Source organism: Oceanicella sp. SM1341 (genome assembly GCF_003448965.1).
GTDB lineage: Bacteria > Pseudomonadota > Alphaproteobacteria > Rhodobacterales > Rhodobacteraceae > Paroceanicella.
Genome location: NZ_QRGC01000016.1, coordinates 89,607 through 113,882 on the forward strand (window position 1 = coordinate 89,607; position 24,276 = coordinate 113,882).

Genomic DNA, 24,276 nt, shown 5'->3' on the forward strand with positions numbered 1-24,276 from the left:
AAGCCCGAAACCGCCCCCCTCAGGAGGCGGCGGCCACTGGCCGGGGCTGCTCTCCCGCCCAGACCGGCATCATCGCGCTGGCGAGGCCGAGGAAGCTGCGGTAGCGCGCCTCGAGCAGCTCGGCATGGGTGGCCGAGGGGGTGAACGCCCGGGCGGGCGCGGTCATCGCCCCGGCGGCCTCGGTGATGCCCCCCGCAAGCCCCACGCCCACGGCGGCGGCGATGCAGGCGCCGAGCGCGCCGGTCTCCGGGCAGTCGGAGGTGGTGATGGGCATGCCGAGGATGTCGGCGAACATCTGCGGCCAGATGTCCGAGCGCACGGCCCCGCCCGAGAGCACCGCCGAGGACACCTCCGCCCCCGCGGCGCGCAGCACGTCGAGGTGGCGGCGGTGGCCGAAGACCACGCCCTCGAAGAGCGCGTAGAGCAGCTCGGCCCGGGTGTGCCAGCCCGCCAGCCGGTAGAAGCCGCCCTGGGCATGGTCGTCGAAGGAGGAGCCGTAGAGATAGGGGTGGTAATAGGGCAGGTCGGCCGAGGGGGTGACGCCCGCCACCGCGGCGGAGCAGGCGGCGGCGGCCCCGGCCGAGCCGCCCTCCCCCATGCCGGCGAACTCGCGGATGAACCACTCGAGGTTGGCCGCCGAGGTGGGGCTTGCCTCCACCACCATGTAGCGGTCGCGCTCGAGCACCGAGGTCATGAACACCAGCGCGTCGAGCTTCGGGCGGTCGACCACCACCTGGTTGATGCTCCAGGTGCCGGCGACGATGGAGGCCTCCCCGGTGCGCGAGACCCCCGAGCCCACGGCGGAGGCGACGATGTCGATCATCCCCGCCACCACCGGCGTGCCGGCGGCGAGGCCGGTGCGGGCGGCGGCCTCCGGCGTGACATGGCCCACCACCTCGCAGGTCTCGTGCACGGGGGGCAGGCGGTCGCGCAGCCCGGCGATGCCGTAGAGGCCGAGCAGCTCGTCGTCGTAGCGCCGCTCGGGAAAGCGGATGAGCCCGGCCACCGCGGCGTCGGAGATGTCGGTGGAGATGACGCCCGTGAGGTGGTGCACGATCACGTCCTTGCACAGCAGGAAATGCCCGGCCTGCGCGATCAGCCCGGGGTCGTGGCGCTGCGCCCAGGCGAGCAGAACGGGGGTCTGGGCGGCCCAGGTCTTCTGCAGCGAGAGCGCGTGGGCCCGGGCACGGGCCGGGCCCATCTCCTCCACCAGCGCCGCGGCGCGGGTGTCGATCGACTGGATGCCCTTCAGCGGCGCGCCGGCCCGGTCGAGCACGTAGAGCCCGTTGCCATGGCCCGCGGCGCCGATGCCGAGGATCTGCGCGGGGTCGACGCCCGAGCGGGCGAGGCAGTCGCGGATGGCGGTGGTGAGGCTTGCCGTGAGCTCGCCGATGTCGCGCTCCACGTGGCCCGGGCGGGGCTGTTCCGTGCGGCAGGGGCAGGAGCGCACCGCCACCTGGGTGCCCTCCGTGTCGAAGAGCACCGCCTTCACCATGGTGTTTCCGGCGTCGATACCGAGCAGGTATCCGGTCATGTTTTCCTCCCGTCTCGCATCTTCTGTCCCGGCGGCGGGCAGCCGCCGGGCGATGTCTTTCGAGCCTTGTCTACGGGCGGGGCACCCCCGCCCGCAAGGGTGTCAGCCCTTCTGGTAGAGCGCCATCGCGGCGGCACCGTCGGCGCCGTCATGGATGATAGCCATCAGCGCGCGGGTCACGGCGGCGGGGTTGTCGTGCTGGTAGACGTTGCGGCCATAGACCATGCCGCTCGCGCCCTGCCCCATCAGCGCCGCGGTCTTGTCGAAGACCCGGCCGATCTCGCCGCGCCCGCCGCCGCGCACCAGCACCGGGCAGCGTGCCGCCTCCACCACCCTGTGGAACTCCTCGGTGACATCCGTGGGGTCGGCCTTCACGATGTCGGCGCCCAGCTCGCGCGCCATGCGCACCAGCGCCACGATCTTGCCCGTGTCGCCGTCGACCATGTAGCCGCCCTTCTCGCTGGGGGTCTGCATCACCAGCGGCTCGACCATCAGCGGCATGCCGTATTTCTCGCACTCGCGCCGCACCTTCGAGACGTTCTCGATGCTCTGGCGCAGCAGGGCCGGCTCGTCGGGGATGAGGTAGAGGTTCACCACCGCGGCCACCGCGTCCATCTGGAGGGCGCCCACGAGCGGCTCCTCGGCGTTCTGCATCACGGTCCACATCTCGCGGTGGCGGATGGTGTTGTAGGCATTGCCCACGTCCACGCGCATCACCAGGGCGGGCTTGTGCGGCTCGGCGATGGTCTGCAGCACGTCGGCCTGGCCGTAGTTCATCTGGATCGCGTCGGGGGCGGCATCGACCAGCGCGCGGGTGACCGCGGTCACGTCCTCCAGCCCGGGGATGAAGGTGGGTTCGTTGAACACGCCGTGGTCGATGGCGACGTCGAGGCATTTCCCGTTGCGGAACATGCGGTTGATGCGGGCCTTGAATGATGCGGGCATGGGGGTGTTTCCTTCAGTTCGTCAGGTCTGTCGTGGCATCCGCCGGGGCGGGAAGCGGGGCGAGCGGGGGCAGAGACACCCCGTGGCGCGCGGCGAGGCCGGCGCGCAGCGCCTCGCCCTCGCGGGCGGTCTCCTCCCGGCTCCAGCCGAGGGTGTCGGCCATGAGCGAGAGGACGGATTCCGCGGCCGGGCCGGTGAGCCGGCCGGTGATGGCGATGCTGGTGCGGCGCAGCAGCAGGTCGGCGGCGCGTACCACGTCCTCCTCGCGCACGAGGTGGCGCAGCTCGGGGGCGGAATAGCCCGGCAGGCCGGGCAGCGGCGCGTCGCCCTCGCGCGCGCAGGCCCGGGCGACGGCGGCCGCGCGCATGCCGTAGCGGGAGAGGAGCGCGCGCAGGCGCGGCTCGGGGAGGCCGGTCTCGGCGGCGAGTTCGGCCACCACCCGTGGCAGGCTCCCGGGCGCGGGAAAGCCGCGGCCGCCGCCGATGGGCAGCGCGCGCGTGTCGGCCAGCCGCGGGCGGCCGAGACGGGCCAGCACCTTGTCGGCCACCAGCTCGCCGAAGGCGCGGAACGTGGTCCACTTGCCGCCGATGAGGCAGAACACCGGGTAGTCGCGCCCGCCCGCCGGGGCGATCTCGTGCACGAAATGGTTGCGCGAGATGCGCCCCACCGAGCCCTCGCCCGACCAGGGCAGCGGCCGCACGCCGGCGAAGGAGAAGACGATCTCCTCCGGCCGGATGTCGATGCCGGGGAAGATGAAGCGCACGGAATCGAGGATGTAGGCCTGTTCCTCGGGCGTGCAGGCCACGCCCTCAGCGCTGTCCACCCGGATGTCGGTGGAGCCGATCAGCACCCGGTCGAAGTAGCGGAACAGGATGCACACCCGGCCTTCCTGGTTCTCGTAGTAGATCATCTCGTCGCCCAGCTCGTCGTAGAGCACGGGGTTGTCGACGATCAGGTGCGAGCCCTTGGTGCCGCCGATCAGCCGCGGTGCGTCGGGGGCGAGGCCGGCGCGGTTTGCCGCATCGGTCCAGGCGCCGCCGGCGTTCACCACCAGCCCGGGTTTCAGCACGAGGCGCGCGCCGCTCACCCCGTCGGCGAGGGTGAGGGTGCCGTCAGGCCCCACCGCCTCGAGGGCGACATGGTTGAGCGCGATCGCCTCCGGGTTTGCCGCCATCGCGTCCTGCACCAGCTCGAGGCCGAGGCGCTCGGGGTAGGTGATCTGGGCGTCGTGGTAGGTGCCGGTGCAGCGCGCCTCGGGGTTGAGGTGCGGCCAGCGCCGGAAGGTGGCGGCACGGCCCTTGAAGGAGTGCCGCGGCAGGCCGGAGGCGCGCCCGGTGAAGAGGTCGTAGAGGCTGAGCCCCACCTTCACCAGCACCGCCCCTCGCCGCGCCGGCTTCTCGGTGAGGCGCAGCAGGCGCTGCAGCGCCGAGGTGAGGCCGGAGGCATAGTCGAACAGCGGCACCGTGGTGGGCAGCGGGCTCACGTAGTGCGGTGCGTTGCGCAGCAGGCGGTTGCGCTCGGCCAGGCTCTCGCGCACCAGGGCGAATTCGCCGGTTTCCATGTAGCGCAGCCCGCCGTGGATCATCCGCGAGAGCGCGCCGGAGGCGCCGGAGCAGTAGTCGTCCTTCTCGACGAGGGCCACGCGCACGCCCTGCAGGGCCAGTTCGCGGAAGGTGGAGATGCCGTTGATGCCGCCGCCGATGACGAGCACTTCGGGGGGCGGGCCGGACCGGAGCCGCGCCAGCCGCGCGGCCCGGCGTTCCGGGCTGAGGGGGGATCGGGCGTTCATGGACCTTCGGTCGAACCTTTCGCGGGGGGGGCAGGCTCCTCCAGCCGGGCCACCACGCGGCCGGCGGTGCGCTCGTCGGTCACCAGGGCGGTGAGGTAGCGCCCGCGCAGCACGCTGGCGATGGCCTCGGTCTTGGCCGCACCGGTGGCGACGCTGAAGGAGAAGGGAATGCGGGCGAGCTCGGCGGGTGCGAGGCTCACCACGTGGTGGTTGAGGGTGTAGTCCGCCAGCGCGCCATCGGCGGTGAGCAGGTGGGCGACGAGCTCGGCCTCGGCCCCCGCGGCGCGGATGGTGCCATCGTCGGAGCGGGCCATGGGCGTGAGGTCGAAGTAGCTCGAGGCCTCGTCATGCACCGAGCCGATGCCCACGATGGCGATGTCGGCGCGGCGCGCGAGCTCGAAGGTCTCCACGCAGGAGCGCACCCGCATCAGCGTGTCGCGCTCCTCCGCGGAGGCGGCGAACATCGGCACGTGCACGAGATGCGCCCGCCCGCAGAGCTTGCCGGCCAGCAGGGTGGAGAGGTGGTTCACGTCCGTGTAGTGCTTGCCCTGCACGCCGCCGGTGAGGGGCACCACGGTCACGTCATAGCGGCGCGTGGTCTCGAGCGCGTCGATGAGCGCGCTCACCCCCTTGCCGCCGGTGATGGCGATGGTCTGGCCGTCGCGCAGCTGCTCGGCGAGCAGGAGCGCCGCCGCCCGGCCGGCCGAGCGCAGGTTCGGCGCCTCCTCGGTGGAGACGGTGGGAGCCACCACGGCGCGGGTGAGGCCGGAGGCTGCGGTGAGCCGCGCGGCCAGCGCATCCGCGGTCTCGAAGGGCGAGCGGATGGTGATCTCGACGATGCCCATCTCCCGGCCCAGCCGGATGAGCCGGTTCACCGTGCCCACCGACTGGTTGATGATCTGGGCGATCTCGCTCTGCTTGCGGTTTTCCACGTAGTAGAGGCTCACCACGCGGTGGATGCGCTGCAGCTCCTCGATGCGGGTGCGGTCGGTGGTGGTCATGTCGCTCTCTCCTGTGTCACGTCCGCCCCCTCTTACCGGGACCGGTAGCGGTTGAGCACGTGGTCGAGAGAGACGGCGACGAGCAGGATGATGCCCTTGGTCATTTCCTGCCAGTAGGCGTTCACGTTGAGCAGGATGAGCGAGCTGGTGACGATGGAGAGCAGCGCCACGCCCAGCACCGCGCCGAACACCGAGCCGGTGCCGCCCTTGAGGCTGGCGCCGCCGATCACCGCCGCGGCGATGACGTTGAGCTCCATCCCCGTGCCGAAGGAGGGCGTGGCCGAGCCGAGCCGGGCCATGTAGATCGCCCCCGCGAGCCCGGCCATCAGCGCGGTGAAGACGGTGGCGATGAACTTCACCCGGTCGGTGCGGATGCCGGCATAGGCGGCGGCCTTCTCGTTGCTGCCGGTGTAGACCACCTTGCGAAAGAAGGTGCCGCGGCGCAGGGCGAGGTCGAACACCAGCACGATCACCGCAAAGATCAGGATTACCACCGGGATGCCGGCCACAGCACCCTGGCCCACGAACTTGAACTCCGCCGGCAGGGTGAAGAGCGAGAGCGGCGCGCCGCCGGTGATGACCATGCACAGGCCGCGCACGATCACCATCGCCGCGAGCGAGGCGATGAAATGCGACAGCCCGATGCGGGTGACGCAGAAGCCGATGCCCGCGCCCACGAGCCCCGAGGCGCCGATGCCCGCGAGGCTGGCGAGCCAGGGGTCGACCCCGGCGAGGAACAGCGTGCCCCCCACCACCATCGACAGGCAGACCACCGCGCCCACCGAGAGGTCGATGCCGCCCACGATGAGCAGCACGGTCATCCCCACCACAACGATGCCGTCCACCGAGAAGGACATCAGCATGGCCCGTATGTTCGACCAGGTGAGGAAATACGGCGAGGCGAAGCTCATCGCGACGAAAAGCGCGAGGATGATCAGCACCAGCCCGGTCTCGCGCTGCTGCAGCAGCCCGCGCAACAGGCCGGGGCCGGGGCGCGGGGCGGCGGCGGGGTGGGTCGTGGTGTCCATCTGGCTGTTCTCCCTGTGCACTCAGGCTGCCCCGGCGGCGGCGGCTTCCGGGGCCTCTGCCCCCGCCGTGCCGAGCCCGGAGGCCAGGTGCATGATGTTCTCTTCGCTCATGGCCGCGCCCGAGACGGCGCCGGCCACCCTGCCCTCGTGGATCACCAGCACCCGGTCGCACAGGCCGATGAGCTCGGTGAGTTCGGAGGAGATGACCACCACGCCGGTGCCGGCCTCGGCCAGGGCGCGGATGATGTCGTAGATCTCGGCGCGCGCGCCCACGTCGACCCCCCGGGTGGGCTCGTCGAGGAACACCAGCCGCGGGCCGATGGCGAGCAGCCGGGCGATGGCCACCTTCTGCTGGTTGCCGCCCGAGAGGGTGGAGACCGGGTCTGCCACCGAGCCGCACTTGAGCTTCACCCGCGCGCCCAGCGTCTCGGCCCGGGCGGTCTCGCGGCGCGGCTCGATCCAGCCCTTCGGCGCCACGGTGCGGATGTCGAGGGCCGAGATGTTGCGCGCGATGGGCAGCTCGAGGAACAGCCCCGCCCCCTTGCGGTCCTCCGAGAGATAGGCGACGCGGGCCGCCACGCTCGCGGCATGGTCGCGCGGGGCGAAGGGCGTGCCTTCCAGCACCACCCGGCCGGAGGCGCGCGGGCGCAACCCGCAGATCGCCTCGGCGATCTCTGTGCGCCCGGCGCCTATCAGCCCGGCGAGGCCGAGGATCTCGCCGCGCCTGAGCGCGAAGCTCACGTCATGGAACTGCCCGGCGCGGTCGGTGAGCGCCTCCACCTCCATCACGTGGCCCGGGCCCGTGCGCTGCGCCTTTGGCGGGAACAGCGCCTCGAGCTTGCGGCCCACCAGCTTGTCCACCACCTTCGCGGGGGTCATGTCGGCCACCCGGTCGGTGCCGATGTACTGGCCGTCGCGGAACACGGTGATGCGGTCGCAGATGTCGAAGATCTCCGACATGCGGTGGCTGATGTAGACCTGGCCGATGCCGCGGGCGCGCAACTCGCGCATCAGCCCGAACAGGGTGTCGGTCTCCGCCTCGGTGAGGGCGGCGGTGGGCTCGTCGAGGATGAGCACCTTCGCATCCAGGGTCAGCGCCTTCGCGATCTCCACCAGCTGCTGCTCGGCCAGCGACAGCTCGCGCACCAGCCGCGTGACCGGGATGGGCATCAGCCGGTCCATCACCTCCTGCGCGCGGGCGATGAGCGCGCGGCGGCTCACCAGCCAGCGCGGCGAGGCGGCGAGTGCGGCCATGCAGATGTTCTCGGCCACGCTCACGTCGCCGCAGAGCGCGATTTCCTGGTGGATGAGCCCGATGCCGAGGCGCTGCGCCTCCAGCGGGCTGCCGATGCGCACGGGCCTGCCCTCGACGCGGATCTCGCCCGCGTCGGGCTGCAGGATGCCGTCGGCGATGTTCATCAGGGTCGACTTGCCGGCGCCGTTCTCGCCCGCCAGCGCGTGGATCTCGCCGGGCATCAGGGTGAAGTTCACGCCGCGCAGCGCCTTCACCGGGCCGAAGGAGCGGGCGATGCCGCGCATGTCGAGAAGGGGTGTCTGGGTCATGATCGCTCTCCGGTGTCCCGGCCCGCGGGAGGGGGAAGGCCCCCCGCGGGCCGGGCGCCGCTCAGCCGGCCCGGCGGGCGGCGTAGTCTTCCCAGCGGAAGTCGTCGGCGTTCTCGGGGGTGACCATGGAGAAGCCGTTGTCGAGCACGGGGAAGGAGAACGGGTTCGCGCCGGAGCGCTGGTAGTCGTTCATCGGGTCGATGAGGTCGGGGTGGGCGGCGAGGAACAGCGCCATGAAGCCCATGTAGCCCTGCACGCCCTGGTTGGGGTTGATCGCGCCGAACATCTGCCCCGCCTTGATGAGGTCGAGCACCGAGGCGTTCACATCCACGCACATCACCCGGATGTCCTGGCTCGCCTCGATCGCCGCCTGGGCCGCACCCATGGCCGAGGAGGCCTCGGGCATGAACACCGCGCCGAGGCCGGGGTTGCCCTGCGCGAGGCTCGCCACCGCCTGGTAGGCCTTGTTGGGGTCCTGGTTGGTCACGGCGCGGCCCACCAGCTTCATGTCGGGGTATTTCTCCTCCATCCGGGCGATGAAGGCGGCCACGCGGCGGTCATGGTTGTCCTGGCCGGGGTTCTCCAGCACGGCGTATTCGCCCGAGCCGCCCATCGCCTCGGCGATGGCGTCGGCGGCGGCCGCGCCCTCGCGGGTGTTGTCGGAGGTGACATAGGCCACGCGCTGCGAATTCGGGCTGTCGGCGGCGAAGGTCACCACCGGGATGCCGGCGGCCGTGGCGCGGTTGATCGGCTCCACGAACGGGTCGGGGTTCATCGGGTGGAGCAGGATGCCGGCGGGCTCGCGCACCAGCACCTGCTCGAAGGAGGTGAGCTGCTTGTTCACGTCATACTCCGGCGTGCCGGTGAACTCGGCCTCGCAGCCCAGCTGCTCCGCGGCCTGGCGGAACATCTCGAACACCGGCTTCCAGTACTCGATGCCGCTCACCATCACGTTCATGTAGTAGGTCTCGCCCGGCGCGCAGGAAAAGGCCGGCCGGTCCTGCGCGAGGGCGGGGGCACTCACCGCGGCACAGATGGCGGTGGCCGCCAGAACGGTTCTCGAAATCATCGTCTTTCCTCCCTGCCCTGCTGCGAGGGCCCTGGTTGAGGCGCCGGATCGCTGCCCGGTCGCCTTGTCCGCGCCGCGGACCGGCGACGGAATGAATATTTTTCACAAACATGAATAAATTCAGAATCAGCCTGTCCGTCAACCCCCCCGCGAAATCCGCCGCCGTAAGGCCCCGTTAAGCCGGAGGGCGGAGAGTGTCTTCGCGCGTTGTGGGAGCGGTGCGCATCGGAGGTAGGTCCAGATGACGAGCAGGCGCTCGGGCGTCACCCTGATCTTGGTCGTGCTGAGCTTCCTCGCGGGGGTCGCGCTGCTGGTGTCCGTGCACATCGAGCTCGGCCAGCAGCGTGACGCGGTGCGCCACCAGGAGGAGGAACTGCCCATCCTCGTGCTGCGGTTCGAACGCTCGATCGGCTACGGCGGCTTCATCCACAATTACAAGAACTACGTGCTCCGCCCGCGGGAAACGGAGTATCGCGACGCCGCGATCGAGAACCATTTCGATGCCCTCGCCGTGATCGACCGGATCGAGCTGCTGGGAGAGCAGTTCGGCGTCTACACCACGCTGGCGGAGTCGCGGCGCACGCTCAAGGCCTATCGCGCCCAGATAAACTGGGTGACGCGGCTGCATGCCCAGGGCGCGGGCGCCCGCGAGATCGACACGATCGTGCGCATCTCCGACGCCCCGGCGCGGCGCGAGATCGACGTGCTGCACGAGGAGATCGGCGAGGTGATGCGCCGGCGGCTGAGCGTGATCGACCGGCGGATCGAGGCCATGCTCGTGATCTTCGCGCTCTTCCTCCTCGGCGGCATGGCGACTGTGTTCTCGCTCCTCGGCCGCGACCGCGAGCGCCTGCTCGCCCGACTGCGGCTCAAGACCCAGGACCTCGAGCAGTTCACCTCCATCGCCGCGCATGACCTGCGCGCCCCGCTGCGCCAGATCCCCAGTCTCATCCAGTGGGTGCACGAGGACCTGCAGGACGAGGGGCTCGTGCTGCCGCGCCGCGCCACGGTGAACCTCGAGCGCATCACCGCCCGGGTGCGCCAGCTCGACACGCTGCTCAACGAGTTGCTGAACTACCTGCAGATCGGCGCGCGGGAGGTGAAACCGGAGACGGTGGACCTGGGCGAGATGATCCCCGCCATCGGCGAGCTGCTGGTGCCGCCGGGCAGCCGGCTGCGCTGCGAGGGGCAGATGCCGCGCATCCTCGCGGTGAAGGTCGAGCTCGACATCGTGCTGCGCAATCTCATCAGCAATGCGGTGAAGCACGGCCCGCCCATCGGCGTGGAAATCACCGTGCGCTACCGCAGCCGGCGCGGCCTGCACGTGATCGAGGTGGCCGACAATGGCCCCGGCATCGCGCCCCAGCACCGCGAGCGGGTGTTCCAGATGTTCGCCACCCTCGGTCCGCGCCGCCCGGAGGACGAGGTCTCAGGCGTCGGCCTTGCGATGGTGCAGCGCGTGGTGCGCAACCGCGGCGGCAGCATCGCCATCCTCGATGCCGAGCCGCATGGCGCGATCTTCGAGGTGAGCCTGCCCAAGCTGTGAATCGCCCGCCCGCCGGCGGCCGCCGGGCCGCGGCCCCGCGTGGGGCGGCCCCTCGTCCGGGCCCGGCCCCTCGCGCCTGTCCCGCTGTTCGTGCCGCTCGCGGGTGCCCCGGGGGCCGGATGCATCGCTGCCGCGCCTCGCAGCGAGAGCGGCGGGGGCTGCCGTGCACCCCCGCACGCGCGCGCGTGGGCAGCGGACCTGAGGCGGAATGCGCCCGGCCGCAGGCCGGCTCTTCCCTTTGCCGGCATTTGCGCCTTCAATCGGCCGGCCCGGGCGCGCCGCGCGCCGGGACGAGCGAACCTGCCGGAGCCCCGCGATGAAACTCTACTACTCCCCCACCTCCCCCTACGTGCGCAAGGTGATGATCCTCGCCCGCGAAACCGGCCTCGACGGGCTGATCGAGCGCGTCGCCGTCCAGCCCAGCCCGGTCGCGCGCCCCGACGACCTGGCCGCCGATGCACCGCTGGGCAAGGTGCCGGCGCTGGTGACCGATGACGGCACGGTGCTCTACGACAGCCGGGTGATCTGCCAGTACCTCGACAGCCTGCACGACGGCCCCGCCTTCTGCCCCGCCGAGGGACAGGCGCGCTTCGACGCCCTGCGCCGCGAGGCGCTGGCCGACGGGCTGCTCGATGCCGCCCTGCTGGCGCGCTACGAGATCGCCCTGCGCCCCGAGGGCCTGCGCTGGCAGGAGTGGGTAAGCGGCCAGAAGGCCAAGATCCTCGGCGCGCTCGACGCGATGGAGGCCGAGGCCGGCCGCGCGCCGCAGACCGACCTCGGCGCCATCGCCATGTTCTGCGCCCTCGCCTATCTCGACTTCCGCTTCGCGGAGATGGACTGGCGCGCCGGCCGGCCCGTGCTCGCCGCCTGGTGGCAGGCGATGGCGGACCGGCCCGCGGTGGCCGGAACCGGGCCCGAGTGACCGGGCCCGGGCGGGCTCACTCCGCCGGGCTGGCCTGCGCCTCGGGCGCGGGCCGGCGCCCGGGGAAGAGGCGCCGCAGCGCCACGTAGAACACCGGCGTGAGGAACAGCCCCACGAAGGTGACCCCCAGCATGCCCGAGAACACCGCCGTGCCGAGGGACTGGCGCATCTCCGCGCCCGGCCCCTCGGCGATCATCAGCGGCACCACGCCGAGGATGAAGGCGAAGGCGGTCATCAGGATGGGGCGCAGGCGCAGCCGGCAGGCCTCGACCGCGGCATCGACCACGCCTGCCCCCCTGTCCTGCGCCTGCCGGGCGAACTCCACGATCAGGATGGCGTTCTTCGCCGCGAGGCCGATGAGCACGATGAGCCCGATCTGCACCAGCACGTTGTTGTCGAGCCCGCGCAGCGCCACGCCGGTGAGGGCCGCCAGCACGCCCAGCGGCACGATCAGGATGATCGCCAGCGGCATCACCCAGCTCTCGTACTGCGCCGCGAGGGCGAGGAACACGAACACCACCGACAGCCCGAAGATGTAGACCGCCGTGTTGCCGGTGTTGCGCTCCTGGAAGGCGAGCTCGGTCCACTGGCTGGTCATGCCGCGCGGCAGGATCTCGTCGGCCACGCCCTCCATCGCCATCAGCGCGTCGCCGGTCGAGACACCGGGGGCGGCATTGCCCTGCAGCGGCACGGAGGTGAGCATGTTGTAGCGCTGCACCAGCGTGGGCCCGGTGACGTCCTGGATCTCGACCAGCGTGCCCAGCGGCACCAGCGCGCCGGAGGCCGAGCGCACCTTGAGCTGCGCGATGTCCTCGCGGCTCACGCGGAACATCTGGTCGGCCTGGGCACGCACCTGGTAGACCCGGCCGAAGGCGTTGAAATCGTTCACATAGGCCGTGCCGAGGTTGATCGACAGCGTCTCGAAGATGTTCGGGATCGGCACATCGAGGATGCGCGCCTTCTCCCGGTCGATGGCGAGAAACACCTGCGGGCTCGCATCCGAGAAGGTGGTGAAGATGCCGGTGAGCCCGGGCAGCTGGTTGGCCGCCGCCGCCACCTCGCGCGCCGCGGCGAGGGCGCGGCTCATGTCCGCGCTGTCCTGGTCCTGGATCTGCAGCTTGAAGCCCCCGGAGGTGCCGATGCCGCGGATCGAGGGCGGCGGCAGCGCGATGATGAAGGCCTCGCGGATGCTGCCCAGCCGGGTGAAGAGATCGGCGATGATCTCGTTGGCGCCGAGCCCGTGCTCCAGCCGCTCCTCGAAAGGCTCGAAGCTGGCGAAGATCACGCCCGCGTTCGAGGCATTGGTGAAGGTCGCACCCGAGAAGCCGGCGAAGGCGACGGCGCTCCTCACCCCCGGGGTGTCCTCGATCACGCGGGAGGCCTCGCGGATCACCGCGTCGGTGCGCCCCAGCGAGGCGCCGTCGGGGAGCTGGACCACCACGATGCCGTAGCCCTGGTCCATCAGCGGGATGAAGCCGCGCGGCACCGCGCCCACCATGTGCACCGTGGCCCAGATCAGCCCGGCGAAGACGATCACCATCACCCCCAGCGCGGCCCATGTGCTCACCAGCCGGCGCACCACCCAGGCATAGCCGGAGGAGAGCCGGTCGAAGCCTGCGTTGAACCCGTCCGCCGCCTTGGCCGCCACGCGGCCGGCGATGGTGCCGGGCCGGGTTTCGCCCGCATGCGGCTTGAACAGCCAGGCCGCGAGCGCGGGCGAGAGGGTGAGCGAGTTCAGCGCCGAGATCGCGGTGGAGACCGCGATGGTGACCGCGAACTGCAGGTAGAACTGGCCGGAGATGCCGGGGATGAAGGCCGTGGGCACGAAGACCGCGATCAGCACCAGCGAGATGGCGATCACCGCCGCCCCCACCTCGTCCATCGTGCGGTGCGACGCGGCGTTGGGCGCGAGCCCGAGGGCGATGTTGCGCTCCACGTTCTCCACCACCACGATGGCGTCGTCCACCACGATGCCGATGGCGAGCACCAGCCCGAACAGCGTGAGCATGTTGAGCGAGAAGCCGAGCGCCAGCAGCACCGCGAGCGTGCCCACCAGCGACACCGGGATCGCCACGATCGGCACGATCGCCATGCGCCAGGACTGCAGGAACACGATGATCACGATCACCACCAGCACGATGGCCTCGAGGATGGTCTTGTAGACCTCGGTGATCGACTCGGCGATGAACTCGGTGGGGTTGTAGACCACGCGGTATTCGAGCCCGGGGGGGAAGTCCTCCGCCAGCCCCTCGATGGTGTGCTCGATCTCCTCGGCGGCGGCGAGCGCGTTGGTGCCCGGGCGCTGGAAGATCGCGAGCGCCACGGCGGGCTTGCCGTCGAGGTAGGAGTTGGTCACGTAGTCGCGCGCGCCGAGCTCGATGCGCGCCACGTCCTGGAGCTGGATCAGCCGCCCGTCCTCGCCGGATTTCACGATCACGTAGCGGAAGTCCCGCGCCTCGTCGAAGCGCCCCTGGGTGGTGACGGTGTACTGGAAGGCCGAGCCGTCATCCACCGGGGGCGCGCCCAGCGAGCCGCCCGACACCTGCACGTTCTGCTCGCGCAGCGACTGGACCACGTCGCCCGAGGTCATGCCGTAGGCGGCGAGCTTCTCGGGGTCGAGCCAGATGCGCAGGGCGTATTCGCGCTCGCCGAAGATGGTGAGGTCGCCCACGCCCTCGAGCCGCATCAGCACGTCGCGCACCCGGGAGCGGGCGTAGTTCGAGACGTAGAGCTGGTCATAGGTATCGTCGGGCGAGAGCATGTGGATGACCATCATCAGGTCGGGCGAGCTCTTGGTGGTGGTCACGCCGAGGCGGCGCACCTCCTCGGGCAGGCGCGGCTGGGCGATGGACACGCGGTTCTGCACCAGCACCTGCGCCTCGTCGAGGTCGGTGCCGAGCGCGAAGGTGATGGTGAGCGCCATCGCCCCGTCGTCGGAGGAATAGGAGGACATGTAGAGCATGTGCTCCACGCCGTTCACTTCCTGCTCGATGGGGGTGGCCACGGTGGCGGCCACGGTCTCGGCGTCGGCACCGGGGTATTGCGCGCGCACCACGATGGTGGGCGGCGCGATTTCGGGATACTGCGCGACGGGCAGCTGGGTGTAGGCGATCGACCCGAGGATCATCAGGAAGATCGACAGGACCGAGGCGAAGATCGGCCGGTCCACGAAGAAATGGGCAAATCTCATTGCGGCAGCCCGTCCGGGTCGAGCGCGTCGGGAAGCTCGGTCATCTCCGGGGCCACCTGGGCGCCGGGGCGCACGCGCATCAGCCCGTTCACCACCACGGTCTCCTCGCCGGTGAGGCCCTCGCGGATCACCCGGTAGCCGTCGATGCGCGGGCCCGGGCGCACGGGCCTGGTGGAGACGGTGCCATCCTCGGCCACCACGAACACCACCCGGCGGCCCTGGTCGGAGGAGATCGCCTCGTCGGGCAGCATCACGCCGGGGTGCGGCAGCGAGCCGGGCACCGAGATGCGGCCGAACATGCCGGCCTGCAGCACGCCGTCGGGGTTGGGGAAGCGGGCGCGCAGGCGCATGGTGCCGGTGGCGTCGTCGATGCGGTTCTCGGCGAAGTTCAGCACGCCCTCCACCGGGGCCTCGCGGCTGTCGGCGAGTTTCACCAGCACCTTCAGCCCGCCGCCGCGGTTGATCACCTCCGAGCGGCCGCGCAGGTCGCGCGCGTAGGCGAGGAAGCGGCGCTCGTCGATGTTGAAGTAGAAGTCGATCGGGTCGCGGGTGACGATGGTGGTGAGCACGGTGGTATCGGGCTGCACGAGGTTGCCCACCGAGAGGCGCCGGCGGTCGATCCGGCCCGAGATCGGCGCGCGCACGGCGCTGAACTCGAGGTCGAGCTCGGCGCGTTCGAGGGCGGCCTGCGCGCCGGCGAGCAGCGCGCGCGCGCCGTCATACTCGCGCCGCCGGTCGTCGAGCGCGGAGGTCGAGAGGTTGCCGCGCGATTCCAGCGCCTCGGCGCGCTCGAACTCCACCTTGGCGAAGGAAAGCCGGCTCTGGGCCACGTCCACCTCGGATCGGGCCTGGTTCACGGCCGAGGTATAGGCGCGCTGGTCGATGGTGAACAGCAGGTCGCCCTGCTCCACCAGCGCGCCGTCCTCGAAATGCACCGAGTCGAGGTAGCCGCCGACGCGGGCGCGGATCTCCACCGCGTCCACCGCCTCGAAACGGCCGGCGAACTCGTCCACTTCCACGATGTCGCGCACGACGGGCTTTGCAACGGTCACGGCCGGCGGACCCTGCTGGGCCGATGCCGGCAGGGCCGTGAAGGCGATGAGGGCGGCGAGGAGTGCGCCGCCGGATCTGGTCGCTGTCATCTTCCGGCCTTTCCGTGGGCGATCGCGGGGGCGGCGGTGGCAAGCTCTGCATGCATCACCCTATCCGATGGCGAGGCCCCTGTCCGTGTATTGTTTCTTTCGAACATGGCGGGCCCTGCCGCGCGGATATTTCCCGGCGAGAGGAAATTCTTGCGGAAACGCGCCTTGATTTCGAAGCTGCCAAGCAGCCGCGAGGCGAAGGTGGCGCCGGGGCGCCCGGTTTCGGGTGTATTTTCCAGCATCTCTGTGTCACCATGCATGCGTTTCGCGTACCCGAAGGTCCCGCGTACGAAGCCACTCCTGTTCATCGACCGCCTGTCCGGACCCGTTCCGGCCCCGGAGCCATGCCGGCTCCCGGAGAGGGCCGCCACGGCCGCGGGTGCGGTGTCCGCCGCGGCGGGAACGGGGGCTCCCGGAAGCACGGATCCGCGCAGCGGACCGAGGAGGTCGTGATGCGAAAGAAACTTCTTGCCGAAGCCTTCGGCACCTTCTGGCTGGTGTTCGGCGGCTGCGGAGCCGCCGTCCTGGCCGCCGCCTTTCCCGAACTGGGCATCGGCTTTGCCGGCGTCGCGCTGGCCTTCGGCCTCACGGTGTTGACCATGGCCTATGCGCTCGGCCCGATCTCGGGCGGACATTTCAACCCGGCGGTTTCGCTCGGCCTCTTCGTCGCGCGCCGCTTCCCGGCCGCGGAGCTCGGGCCATACGTCCTGGCTCAGCTCGCGGGTGCTGTAGTCGCCGCCGCGGTGCTCTTCGCCATCGCCTCCGGCGCGCCCGAGTGGAGCGCGGGCGGCTTCGCCACCAACGGCTACGGCGCGCTCTCGCCCGGGGGCTACACGCTCTTCGCCTGCCTGCTGGCCGAGGTGGTGCTCACCGCCTTCTTCCTGATCGTGATCCTGGGCGCCACCGCGCCGGCCGCCCCGGTGGGCTTCGCGCCGCTGGCCATCGGCCTCGCGCTCACGCTCATCCACCTGGTGGGCATCCCGGTCACCAACACCTCGGTGAACCCGGCGCGCTCCACCGGCGTCGCCTTCTTCGCCGACACGGCCGCCCTCTCGCAGCTCTGGCTGTTCTGGGTGGCGCCGCTCGTCGGCGGCGGCCTCGGCGGCCTGATCTGGCTGCAGCTCTTCGAACCGGGGCGCCTCGCGCCTCCGGGCATGGGCGATGAGCGCAAGGCGGGTTCCGCCGCCACCTCCGTGCGGCCGGAGCCCGGCACGGCGCGGGTGTTCTTCGGCCTGCGCCGCAAGCGCCGCCTGAGGCACTGAGGCGCGCGGCGCGCCGGGGCCGAGAGCGGTCCCGGCAGCCGCAAGGGTGGTGGCGCGAAGCGGTCCCCCCTCGGGGGCGCACTGTGTGCGGGCGCAGAGCATGAAGCGACTCCTTCTTTAGGGATCGCTAAACAACTGCGTTTGACATCCGCTGTCAAGCTGTTATTTAGTGACCACTATGGAACAGGAAAGCCGCCCCCGTAAAGGCCGTCCCCGCGGTTTTGACCGCGGCAGGGCCATCGACACCGCCATGGAGCTGTTCTGGCGCCATGGCTACGAGGGAGTATCGGTTGCCGATCTCACCTCGGCCATCGGCATTGCCGCGCCCAGCCTCTATGCCGCCTTCGGCAGCAAGGCCGGGCTCTACCGCGAGGTGATCGCCCGCTACGAGACGCGCGACGCGGCGGCGCATATCGCGCTGATGGACGGCGCCCCGGATGCCGAGACCGCGGCGCGGCGCATGCTCGAGAGCGTGGTGGGCATGCTCACCGCCTGCTCGGAGCCGCGCTGCTGCATGATCGCCTCCGGCATGGTGGCCTGCAGCGCCGAGCACGAGGACATCGCCGGGGAACTGGCCGCCCGGCGCGATCATTTCCGCGTCGAGATGGCGTCGCGGCTGGGCCGCTGGATGGAGCCGGAGCAGGCGGCCTCGCTGGCCCGCTATCTCATCGCCGTCATCCAGGGCATCTCGGTGCAGGCGCGCGACGGGGCCTCGGCGCGCGAGCTGGCACGCATCGTGGAGGCCGCCTGCGTGGTGTTCCGCGCCCCTGCCCCGGCGCAGTGAGCCGGCTCAGAGCAGCGCTTCCAGCGCCTCCAGCGTGTCGGCCTCGGCCGCCGGCTTGTCCCAGCGGATGCGGTTGACCCGCGGAAAGCGCATGGCGATGCCGGACTTGTGCCGCTTCGAGCGGTTGAGCCCCTCGAAGGCGATCTCCAGCACCAGTTCGGCGCGCACCGCGCGCACCGGGCCGAAACGCTCGGTGGTGTTGTCGCGCACGAAGCGGTCGATCCGGCGCAACTCCTCGTCGGTGAAGCCGAAATAGGCCTTGCCGACGGGCACGATCTCCTCCCCCCGCCACACCCCGAACGTGTAGTCCGAGTAATAGCCCGAGCGCTTGCCGTGGCCGCGCTGCGCGTAGAGCAGGATGGCGTCGACCAGGAAGGGGTCGCGCTTCCACTTGAACCAGGGCCCGCGCTGGCGCCCGGCGATATAGGGCGTGTCGCGCCGCTTGATCATCACGCCTTCCACGATGCTCTCGTGCGGGGCGTCGCGGGCGGTGGCGAGCTCGTCCCAGCTGGTGAAGGGCACCTCGGTGGAGAGGTCGAAGCGCGTGGGCTCCAGCCCGGCGAGCACCTCCGAGAGCCGCGCGCGCCGCTCGGTCTGCGGCAGGGGGCGCAGGTCTTCGCCGCGCAGGGTGAGCAGGTCGTAGGCGCGCAGCATGGCGGGGAAGCGGGCCATCAGCGGGCGCGAGACGGTCTTGCGGTTCAGCCGCTGCTGGAGGTCGGCGAAACTGCCCACGGCCTCGCCCCGCCGCACCAGCAGCTCGCCGTCGAGCGCGCCCTCGAAGTCCATCGCGGCGACCAGGTCGGGGAAGGCGGCGGAGATGTCCTCCCCCGTGCGCGACCACAGCCGGCGCGTGAGCCCCTCGGCCACCGCCTGCACGCGGATGCCGTCCCATTTCCACTCGGCGATGTAGTCTTCGGGCGGCAGGGCGGCGAGGCCCTCGGCGTCGATCGGGGTGGAGAGCATCACCGGGCGGAACGGCGCCTCGGCCGCGTTCACCGGCTTCTCGCCCCCGGCAAACCAGGCGAAGAGCTCGGCATAGGGCGGCTCGAGCCCGTGCCAGAGCTCGGTGATCTCCTCCACCGGCCTGTTGCCATAGGCCGCCAGCGCCGTGCGCGCCAGCCGGGCCGAGACGCCGACCCGCAGGCCCCCGGTGGCGAGTTTGAGCAGCGCGTAGCGCGAGGCGGTGGGGAGCCCGTCGAGCATCTGCGCCATCGCCTCCGGCACCTCGGCGCGGCTGAGGCGCGCGAGGCGGGTGACCGCCGCGCCCAGTGGGATGTCGCCCTCCTCCCCCGTCTCGGGCCAGATGAGCGCGATGGTCTCGGCCAGGTCGCCGACGAAATCGTAGGAGAGCGCGAAGAGCACGGGGTCGGTGCGCGCGCCCACCATCTCGCGCAGACGCGCCGGTGTCACCCGGCCCAGCGAGAGCTCGCCGGTGAGGGCGGCGAGCGCCCAGCCCCGGTCGGGGTCCGGCGCCTCGGCGAGATAGTCGCCGATCAGCCGCAGCTTGTCGTTGCGCGAGGGCGTGAAGGCGAGCCGGTCGAGCAGGGCCGCGAAGCGTCTCATGTCTCCTCCGCCTCGTCCTCGTAGCCCACCAGCCGCAGCGGCCGGGCGGCAAGGCCTTGGCCGAGGCACCAGTGCACCAGCGCGTCCTCCGCGCCATGGGTCACCCAGACCTCCGCCGCGCCGGTCTCGGCGATGGTGCGGGTGAGGGCCGGCCAGTCGCAATGGTCGGAGATCACCAGCGGCAGCTCGGTCATCCGCTGGCGGGCCCGGGCGCGCACCTGCATCCAGCCCGAGGCGAAGCACAGCAGCGGCTCGGCGAAGCGCTGCGCCCATTTCGCCGCGAAGGCCGAGGGCGGGGCGAGCACGATCTCGCCGGCGAATGTGCCGCGCCCGCGCTCCACCGTGGCCGGCTCCAGCGGCCCCAGCGCCACGCCCTCGGCCGCGTGGTAGGCGCAGAGCCGCTCCAGCGCGCCGTGCAGGTAGATCGGCCGCTGGTAGCCCGCCTCCCGCAGCAGCATGATCAGTCGCTGCGCCTTGCCGAGCGCGTAGGCCCCCACGAGATGCGTGCGCTCGGGAAACTGCGCCTGGCTCGCCAGCAGCTTGCCGATCTCGCCGGCGGGATCGGGGTGGCGGAACACCGGCAGGCCGAAGGTCGCCTCAGTGATGAAGAGGTCGCAGGGCACCGGCTCGAAGGGGGCGCAGGCGGGGTTGGGCGTGCGGGTGTAGTCGCCCGAGACCACCACGCGGGTGCCGCCGCGCTCCAGCAGGATCTGCGCCGAGCCGAGCACGTGGCCCGCGGGGTGGAAGCTCACGCGCACCCCGCCGAGGCTCACCGGCTCCTCCGCCGCCTGGCGCTGGCCGGCGAAATCCTCGCCGTAGCGGATGGCCATGATGTCGAGGGTCTGGCGCGTGGCGAGCACGGCGCCGTGGCCGGCGCGGGCATGGTCGGCATGGGCATGAGTGATGAGCGCGCGCGGCACCGGGCGCACGGGGTCGATGAAGAAATCCCCCTCCGGGCAGTAGAGCCCCTCCGGCCGCGGCAGGAGCAGGCTCATGCGCCCGCGCCCCGGCGGGGTGCGGCGGTGCGGCCGGGATATGCGGGACAGCGCTCCATGAAGCGGATGATGGGCGGGTGCGGGGCAAAGTCCAGCCCCGCGGGGCTCAGCCGGCCTGCCCCAGCGCGCGGGCCATGGTCTCTGGCGCGAGGTCATAGAGCGCGCTGAGATGCTCGGGCGTGAGCAGTTCCGCCGGCGGGCCGGAGGCGATGCGCCCGGCGGCGTCCACGGTCAGCACATGGTCGGCGAGGCGCAGGGCATGCGCCGGCTCATGGGTGGAGACGACGAGGCCCAGCCCCTGCCCCGCCAGCGCCTCCAGCCGGGCGAGCAGCCGCTCGCGGTTGCCGAAGTCGAGCGAGGCGGCGGGCTCGTCGAGCAGCAGCGCCGGGGCGGCCTGCGCCAGCGCCCGGGCGATGAGCACCAGCTGGCGCTGCCCGCCCGAGAGCCGGGTGACCGGCTCGGGCCCGAGATGCGCGATGCCCATGGTGGCGAGTGCGGCCTCCGCCGCCGCGCGGTCCGCCGGCCCCGGCGCGGCGAAGAGGCCGAGATGCGCCGTGCGCCCCTGCAGCACGAACTCTCGCGCCGGGTAGGCGAAGGGCGCGGCGAGTGACTGTGGCACGTAGGCGAGCCTGCGCGCGCGCTCGGCTCGGGTGAGCCGGTCGAGCGGCTCGCCGCCGAGCGCCACCTCTCCCCCCAGCGGCGGGATCAGCCCCAGCAGGGTGCGGAAGATGGTGGTCTTGCCCGCGCCGTTCGGTCCCAGCAGGCACAGCGTCTCGCCCGCCCGCAGGCTCAGCGAGATCCCGCGCGCGAGCACCCGGCCGCGGTGGCCGACAGCGAGGTCGCTGGCCGAGATCAGCTCCATGACGACCCCCGCCCCGGTGCGCCGCGCCCCCCGCCCGGGCCCGGGTGCCTCCTGCCGCCCGCTTCACGCCGTGGTCGGGCGGGGGCCACCGCGGCGTCGCGCCGGCACGGCGGCCGCGCGGCGCTGCCCGCGGTGGTGATCCCCCGGTGCCGATGCGCCCTGCGCAGGCCAGTCCGGCTCAGCTCCATCCCCGGTCGCTCCGTGCCAGCAGGCCGAGGAAGATCGGCGCGCCGATGACCGCGGTGAGGATGCCCAGCGGCACCTCTGTCGTGGCCATGCTGCGCGCCGCCGTGTCGACCGCCACGAGGAAGGCGGCGCCGAGCAGGGTCGCCACCGGCAGCAGCCGCTCGAAGCCCGGGCCGGTGATCAGCCGCGCCACATGCGGCACCATCAGCCCGATCCAGCCCACCACGCCGGCCACCGCCACCGCCGAGGCGCTCATCAGCGTGGCCGAGAGCACCACGACGAGGCGCAGCCGCGCGGTGTCGACCCCGAGGGCCTTCGCCTCGTCCTCTCCCAGCGCGAGTAGCCCGATGCGCCAGCGCAGGGCGACGAGCGGCAGGAGGCCGAGCAGGATGGCGGGGCCGGCGAGCCCGAGGTCGCCGCCCTGCAGGCCGGCGAGGCTGCCGAGCAGCCAGAAGGTGATGGCGGGGAGCTGGTCCTCCGGGTCGGCCAGCACCTTGACGAGCGAGATGCCCGCCCCCGCCAGCGCCCCCACCGCGATGCCGCAGAGCGCGAGGGCGAGGATGTCCTGGCCGCGCCCAAGCCCGCTTGCCACCGCCACCACCAGCGCCACCGTGGCGAGGCCGCTGCCGAAGCTGAGCCCGAGGATCGCCACCACCGGCAGGCCGAGGAAGATGCCCAGCACCGCCCCCAGCCCCGCGCCGGTGGATACCCCGAGAATGTCGGGCGAGACCAGCGGGTTGCGGAAGGTCACCTGGTAGGCGGCGCCGGCAGCCGAGAGCGCCGCCCCCACGAGGGCTGCCCCCAGCACCCGCGGCAGGCGGATGTTGAACAGCACCGTGGCCGCGGCGTCGGCCGGGGCCTCGCCGGCGAGGCGCCCGGCGATGAGCGAGAGAATGCGCCCGGGGCCGAGATCGAACGGCCCGGCGCCGAGGCCGATGACCAGCGCGAGCCCCAGCAGCGCCGCCGCGAGGGCGATCTGCGCCGCCCCCGGCGTGCGGGCGCGGCCGGCCCGGGCCTGCTCGCCTGCCGCCATCTCAGCGCCCGAGCAGGGTCGCGAGCGTGGCCGCGTCCGGCGTCACACCGTAGAACAGGGAGTAGAAGTCCTGCACCTCGCGCGTGGGGTCAGGGCCGGCCTGCTCGGGGTAGAAGGCGTGCAGCAGCCAGCGCAGGCCGATCAGCCGGTTCACCGCGGGCGGGCGGTCGATGAAGCCGAAGGGCCGGGAGGGCGAGAGGAAGACACGGCCCCGCGCCACCGCCGGCACGTCGCGCCACAGCGGGCGGTTTGCCACCTCGGCGGCGAAGACCGGGTCGATGGTCACGATCGTGTCCGGCGCCCAGGCCAGCACCTGCTCGGGCGAGACGGTGACGAGCCCGCGCCCCGGCCCCTCGGGCACCACGTTGCGCCCCCCCACCCGCTCGATGATCTCGGCGTTGAGCGAGCCGCGCGGCGCGCTCTCCAGCCCCTCCGGCCCGCGGGCGAGATAAACCGAGGGCCGCTCCGCCTCCGGCACCCGGGTGAGCGTGTGGTCGACATGGGCGAAGGTCTCCTCGGCATAGGCCGCGAGGCTCTGCCCGCGCTCCGGCCGGCCCAGGACCTCGCCCAGCAGGCGCAGGGCGGCCGGGGTGTTGGCGAAGCTGCCGTCGATCAGCGCGTAGGGAATGCCGGTCTGGTCCTGCACCCGCTCGGCGAGGCTGCGGTAGGTCTCGCTCACCGAGCCCACGTCGATGATGAGATCGGGCCCCGCGGCGAGCAGCCTCTCGAGGTTCACCGTGTCGCCCCGCCCGGTGAGGCGGCCGAGCTCGGGCAGATCGGCGGTGCCCGCGGGCAGGAAGGGCTTCTCCTGCGGGCGCGGGGCGCGCGGCCAGCCCAGCATCGCCTCGGGGGCGAGCACGCAGAGCATCACCGCGGCGGGCGGGCCGGCGGCGAGCACCTTGCCCGGGCGGTCCGGCAACTCGAGGCTGCGGCCGGTGGCATCGCGCACCACCCGCGCCGCGGCAGGGCGCGTGAGCAGCGCCGGCGCGGCGAGGCCGAGCGCCGCTGCCGTGGCCCCGCGCAGCAGCGCGCGGCGCCGCGCGTCGGGGCGGGGGCCGCTGTGGCGCCGGCTCATGGCGCGCGGCTCCGGTCGGGCTTGAGGTCGAGCAGCGGCGTGCCGTCGAGACAGTCGAGCCCGCGCAGGGTGACCACCGGTCCCTCGATGGCGATGATCCGCGCCACCGAGGAGGCGATCGGGTTCGGCCGCACCGGCGAGCGCAGGGCGAAGGTGCCGGTCTTCACGCCGCTGTGCCGGGGCACCTGGCGCACGAGGTCGCGCCGCGCCTCGTGCATCCAGTAGAGCACCTGCACCGCGTCGCCCGGGGCGAGCCCGTCGAGCGCGGGTGCCCAGAGCGGGTCGAGCTCGAGCCGGCACGCGGGGCCTGCCTCCGCGTCGCCCCGGCGGGGGCAGTCCGCGCGCCGGGTCCAGGGGGTCCGGATGCGGCCGATGAAGCGCAGGGCGGCGTCGGCGGGCGGGCCCGGCAGGGTCACCGCCTCCTCGCCGTCGCGCAGGTCGGGCAGCGGCGTGCTCATCGGCTCAGTCCGTGCCGATCATCACGTCGGAGGCCTTGATCACGGCATAGGCCTCGCCGCCCACGGTGAGGCCGAGTTCCTCCACCGCGGCATTGGTGATGGCCGAGGTGACCACCGAGCCGCCCACGTCGATGCGCACGTGGCTGGTCACGGCGCCGGTGACGATCTCGACGATCCTGCCGGGCAGGACGTTGCGGGCGCTGAGTTTCATCGCTGGGGTTCCTTCTTCGCGGGTCCGCCGGGGCGGACCGGTGTGGCTGTCCGCCGGGGCGGACGGGTGGGGCTGCCCGCCGGGGCGGACGGGTGGGGCTGCCCGCCGGGACGGGCCG

20 protein-coding genes and 1 pseudogene are annotated in these 24,276 nt (G+C 72.1%); 4 read left to right on the forward strand and 17 right to left on the reverse strand.

What is annotated here, in order from left to right; translation table 11 throughout:
• Positions 1-19 precede the first annotated feature (19 nt).
• The 7 genes from D3P35_RS15315 to D3P35_RS15345 all read right to left on the reverse strand — a co-directional run bounded on the left by D3P35_RS15315 (position 20) and on the right by D3P35_RS15345 (position 8,929).
• A complete protein-coding gene (locus tag D3P35_RS15315; protein WP_118135614.1) occupies positions 20-1,534 on the reverse strand; it encodes an FGGY-family carbohydrate kinase in 1,515 nt (504 codons plus the stop codon).
• Between the two features lie 102 nt (positions 1,535-1,636).
• Positions 1,637-2,479 carry a class I fructose-bisphosphate aldolase gene (locus D3P35_RS15320; RefSeq protein ID WP_118135615.1) on the reverse strand — a complete coding sequence of 281 codons (843 nt, stop codon included), beginning with the start codon at positions 2,477-2,479 and terminating at the stop codon, positions 1,637-1,639.
• Between the two features lie 13 nt (positions 2,480-2,492).
• Entirely contained in the window at positions 2,493-4,268 is a 1,776-nt protein-coding gene (locus D3P35_RS15325) for a glycerol-3-phosphate dehydrogenase/oxidase (protein ID WP_118135616.1), read from the reverse strand.
• Entirely contained in the window at positions 4,265-5,269 is a 1,005-nt protein-coding gene (locus D3P35_RS15330) for a sugar-binding transcriptional regulator (protein WP_118135617.1), read from the reverse strand. The genes D3P35_RS15325 and D3P35_RS15330 overlap by 4 nt, the downstream gene beginning before the upstream one ends.
• Before the next feature lie 32 nt (positions 5,270-5,301).
• Entirely contained in the window at positions 5,302-6,297 is a 996-nt protein-coding gene (locus tag D3P35_RS15335; protein WP_118135618.1) for an ABC transporter permease, read from the reverse strand.
• Positions 6,298-6,318: 21 nt separating this feature from the next.
• Positions 6,319-7,860 carry a sugar ABC transporter ATP-binding protein gene (locus D3P35_RS15340; protein WP_118135619.1) on the reverse strand — a complete coding sequence of 514 codons (1,542 nt, stop codon included), beginning with the start codon at positions 7,858-7,860 and terminating at the stop codon, positions 6,319-6,321.
• Positions 7,861-7,921: 61 nt separating this feature from the next.
• Positions 7,922-8,929: a substrate-binding domain-containing protein gene (locus tag D3P35_RS15345; protein ID WP_118135620.1), complete on the reverse strand. Its 1,008-nt coding sequence runs from the start codon at positions 8,927-8,929 to the stop codon at positions 7,922-7,924.
• Positions 8,930-9,170: 241 nt separating this feature from the next.
• On the opposite strand from D3P35_RS15345, the gene D3P35_RS15350 reads away from it, so the two are divergent.
• Positions 9,171-10,475: an ATP-binding protein gene (locus D3P35_RS15350; RefSeq protein ID WP_118135621.1), complete on the forward strand. Its 1,305-nt coding sequence runs from the start codon at positions 9,171-9,173 to the stop codon at positions 10,473-10,475.
• A gap of 316 nt (positions 10,476-10,791) precedes the next feature.
• Positions 10,792-11,397, forward strand: coding sequence for a glutathione S-transferase N-terminal domain-containing protein (locus D3P35_RS15355; protein ID WP_118135622.1), 606 nt, complete (start codon positions 10,792-10,794; stop codon positions 11,395-11,397).
• 16 nt (positions 11,398-11,413) lie between these two features.
• Here D3P35_RS15355 and D3P35_RS15360 read toward each other — a convergent pair whose 3' ends face one another.
• The 3 genes from D3P35_RS15360 to D3P35_RS26205 are packed head-to-tail and all read right to left on the reverse strand — an operon-like array spanning position 11,414 to position 16,037.
• A complete protein-coding gene (locus D3P35_RS15360; protein ID WP_118135623.1) occupies positions 11,414-14,587 on the reverse strand; it encodes an efflux RND transporter permease subunit in 3,174 nt (1,057 codons plus the stop codon).
• Entirely contained in the window at positions 14,584-15,729 is a 1,146-nt protein-coding gene (locus D3P35_RS15365) for an efflux RND transporter periplasmic adaptor subunit (protein ID WP_118135624.1), read from the reverse strand. Before D3P35_RS15365 ends, D3P35_RS15360 begins: the two co-directional genes overlap by 4 nt.
• The gene (locus tag D3P35_RS26205; protein WP_157982166.1) at positions 15,726-16,037 is read right to left on the reverse strand and encodes a hypothetical protein; all 312 of its coding nucleotides are present in this window, start codon (positions 16,035-16,037) and stop codon (positions 15,726-15,728) included. Before D3P35_RS26205 ends, D3P35_RS15365 begins: the two co-directional genes overlap by 4 nt.
• A gap of 144 nt (positions 16,038-16,181) precedes the next feature.
• On the opposite strand from D3P35_RS26205, the pseudogene aqpZ reads away from it, so the two are divergent.
• A pseudogene (gene aqpZ, locus D3P35_RS15370) lies at positions 16,182-16,844 on the forward strand (aquaporin Z); the annotation flags it as partial.
• A 397-nt stretch (positions 16,845-17,241) separates the two neighbouring features.
• Positions 17,242-17,775: a TetR/AcrR family transcriptional regulator gene (locus D3P35_RS15375; protein WP_198670639.1), complete on the forward strand. Its 534-nt coding sequence runs from the start codon at positions 17,242-17,244 to the stop codon at positions 17,773-17,775.
• 6 nt (positions 17,776-17,781) lie between these two features.
• Here the strand turns inward: D3P35_RS15375 and D3P35_RS15380 are convergent, their stop codons facing one another.
• The 7 genes from D3P35_RS15380 to D3P35_RS15410 form a co-directional block, all read right to left on the reverse strand.
• Entirely contained in the window at positions 17,782-19,338 is a 1,557-nt protein-coding gene (locus D3P35_RS15380; RefSeq protein ID WP_118135627.1) for a cisplatin damage response ATP-dependent DNA ligase, read from the reverse strand.
• Complete coding sequence (locus tag D3P35_RS15385; RefSeq protein WP_118135628.1) at positions 19,335-20,333, reverse strand: ligase-associated DNA damage response exonuclease; 999 nt, start codon at positions 20,331-20,333, stop codon at positions 19,335-19,337. Before D3P35_RS15385 ends, D3P35_RS15380 begins: the two co-directional genes overlap by 4 nt.
• Before the next feature lie 106 nt (positions 20,334-20,439).
• A complete protein-coding gene (locus D3P35_RS15390) occupies positions 20,440-21,195 on the reverse strand; it encodes an ABC transporter ATP-binding protein (RefSeq protein ID WP_118135629.1) in 756 nt (251 codons plus the stop codon).
• A 178-nt stretch (positions 21,196-21,373) separates the two neighbouring features.
• Positions 21,374-22,414 (reverse strand): iron ABC transporter permease, encoded by a 1,041-nt coding sequence (locus D3P35_RS15395; protein WP_118135630.1) that lies wholly within the window; start codon positions 22,412-22,414, stop codon positions 21,374-21,376.
• Between the two features lies 1 nt (position 22,415).
• Complete coding sequence (locus D3P35_RS15400) at positions 22,416-23,489, reverse strand: iron ABC transporter substrate-binding protein (RefSeq protein WP_118135631.1); 1,074 nt, start codon at positions 23,487-23,489, stop codon at positions 22,416-22,418.
• Complete coding sequence (locus D3P35_RS15405) at positions 23,486-23,947, reverse strand: SAM-dependent methyltransferase (protein WP_118135632.1); 462 nt, start codon at positions 23,945-23,947, stop codon at positions 23,486-23,488. Before D3P35_RS15405 ends, D3P35_RS15400 begins: the two co-directional genes overlap by 4 nt.
• 4 nt (positions 23,948-23,951) lie before the next feature.
• On the reverse strand, positions 23,952-24,158 hold the full coding sequence (locus tag D3P35_RS15410; protein WP_118135633.1) for a molybdopterin-binding protein: 207 nt from the start codon (positions 24,156-24,158) through the stop codon (positions 23,952-23,954).
• Between the last annotated feature and the right edge of the window lie 118 nt (positions 24,159-24,276).

Bases quoted from the DNA above. Each gene is read 5' to 3' on its own strand.
- D3P35_RS15315 (WP_118135614.1), bottom strand. From the start codon at position 1,534: ATGACCGGATACCTGCTCGGTATCGACGCCGGAAACACCATGGTGAAG.
- D3P35_RS15320 (WP_118135615.1), bottom strand. From the start codon at position 2,479: ATGCCCGCATCATTCAAGGCCCGCATCAACCGCATGTTCCGCAACGGG.
- D3P35_RS15325 (WP_118135616.1), bottom strand. From the start codon at position 4,268: ATGAACGCCCGATCCCCCCTCAGCCCGGAACGCCGGGCCGCGCGGCTG.
- D3P35_RS15330 (WP_118135617.1), bottom strand. From the start codon at position 5,269: ATGACCACCACCGACCGCACCCGCATCGAGGAGCTGCAGCGCATCCAC.
- D3P35_RS15335 (WP_118135618.1), bottom strand. From the start codon at position 6,297: ATGGACACCACGACCCACCCCGCCGCCGCCCCGCGCCCCGGCCCCGGC.
- D3P35_RS15340 (WP_118135619.1), bottom strand. From the start codon at position 7,860: ATGACCCAGACACCCCTTCTCGACATGCGCGGCATCGCCCGCTCCTTC.
- D3P35_RS15345 (WP_118135620.1), bottom strand. From the start codon at position 8,929: ATGATTTCGAGAACCGTTCTGGCGGCCACCGCCATCTGTGCCGCGGTG.
- D3P35_RS15350 (WP_118135621.1), top strand. From the start codon at position 9,171: ATGACGAGCAGGCGCTCGGGCGTCACCCTGATCTTGGTCGTGCTGAGC.
- D3P35_RS15355 (WP_118135622.1), top strand. From the start codon at position 10,792: ATGAAACTCTACTACTCCCCCACCTCCCCCTACGTGCGCAAGGTGATG.
- D3P35_RS15360 (WP_118135623.1), bottom strand. From the start codon at position 14,587: ATGAGATTTGCCCATTTCTTCGTGGACCGGCCGATCTTCGCCTCGGTC.
- D3P35_RS15365 (WP_118135624.1), bottom strand. From the start codon at position 15,729: ATGACAGCGACCAGATCCGGCGGCGCACTCCTCGCCGCCCTCATCGCC.
- D3P35_RS26205 (WP_157982166.1), bottom strand. From the start codon at position 16,037: ATGAACAGGAGTGGCTTCGTACGCGGGACCTTCGGGTACGCGAAACGC.
- D3P35_RS15375 (WP_198670639.1), top strand. From the start codon at position 17,242: ATGGAGCTGTTCTGGCGCCATGGCTACGAGGGAGTATCGGTTGCCGAT.
- D3P35_RS15380 (WP_118135627.1), bottom strand. From the start codon at position 19,338: ATGAGACGCTTCGCGGCCCTGCTCGACCGGCTCGCCTTCACGCCCTCG.
- D3P35_RS15385 (WP_118135628.1), bottom strand. From the start codon at position 20,333: ATGAGCCTGCTCCTGCCGCGGCCGGAGGGGCTCTACTGCCCGGAGGGG.
- D3P35_RS15390 (WP_118135629.1), bottom strand. From the start codon at position 21,195: ATGGAGCTGATCTCGGCCAGCGACCTCGCTGTCGGCCACCGCGGCCGG.
- D3P35_RS15395 (WP_118135630.1), bottom strand. From the start codon at position 22,414: ATGGCGGCAGGCGAGCAGGCCCGGGCCGGCCGCGCCCGCACGCCGGGG.
- D3P35_RS15400 (WP_118135631.1), bottom strand. From the start codon at position 23,489: ATGAGCCGGCGCCACAGCGGCCCCCGCCCCGACGCGCGGCGCCGCGCG.
- D3P35_RS15405 (WP_118135632.1), bottom strand. From the start codon at position 23,947: ATGAGCACGCCGCTGCCCGACCTGCGCGACGGCGAGGAGGCGGTGACC.
- D3P35_RS15410 (WP_118135633.1), bottom strand. From the start codon at position 24,158: ATGAAACTCAGCGCCCGCAACGTCCTGCCCGGCAGGATCGTCGAGATC.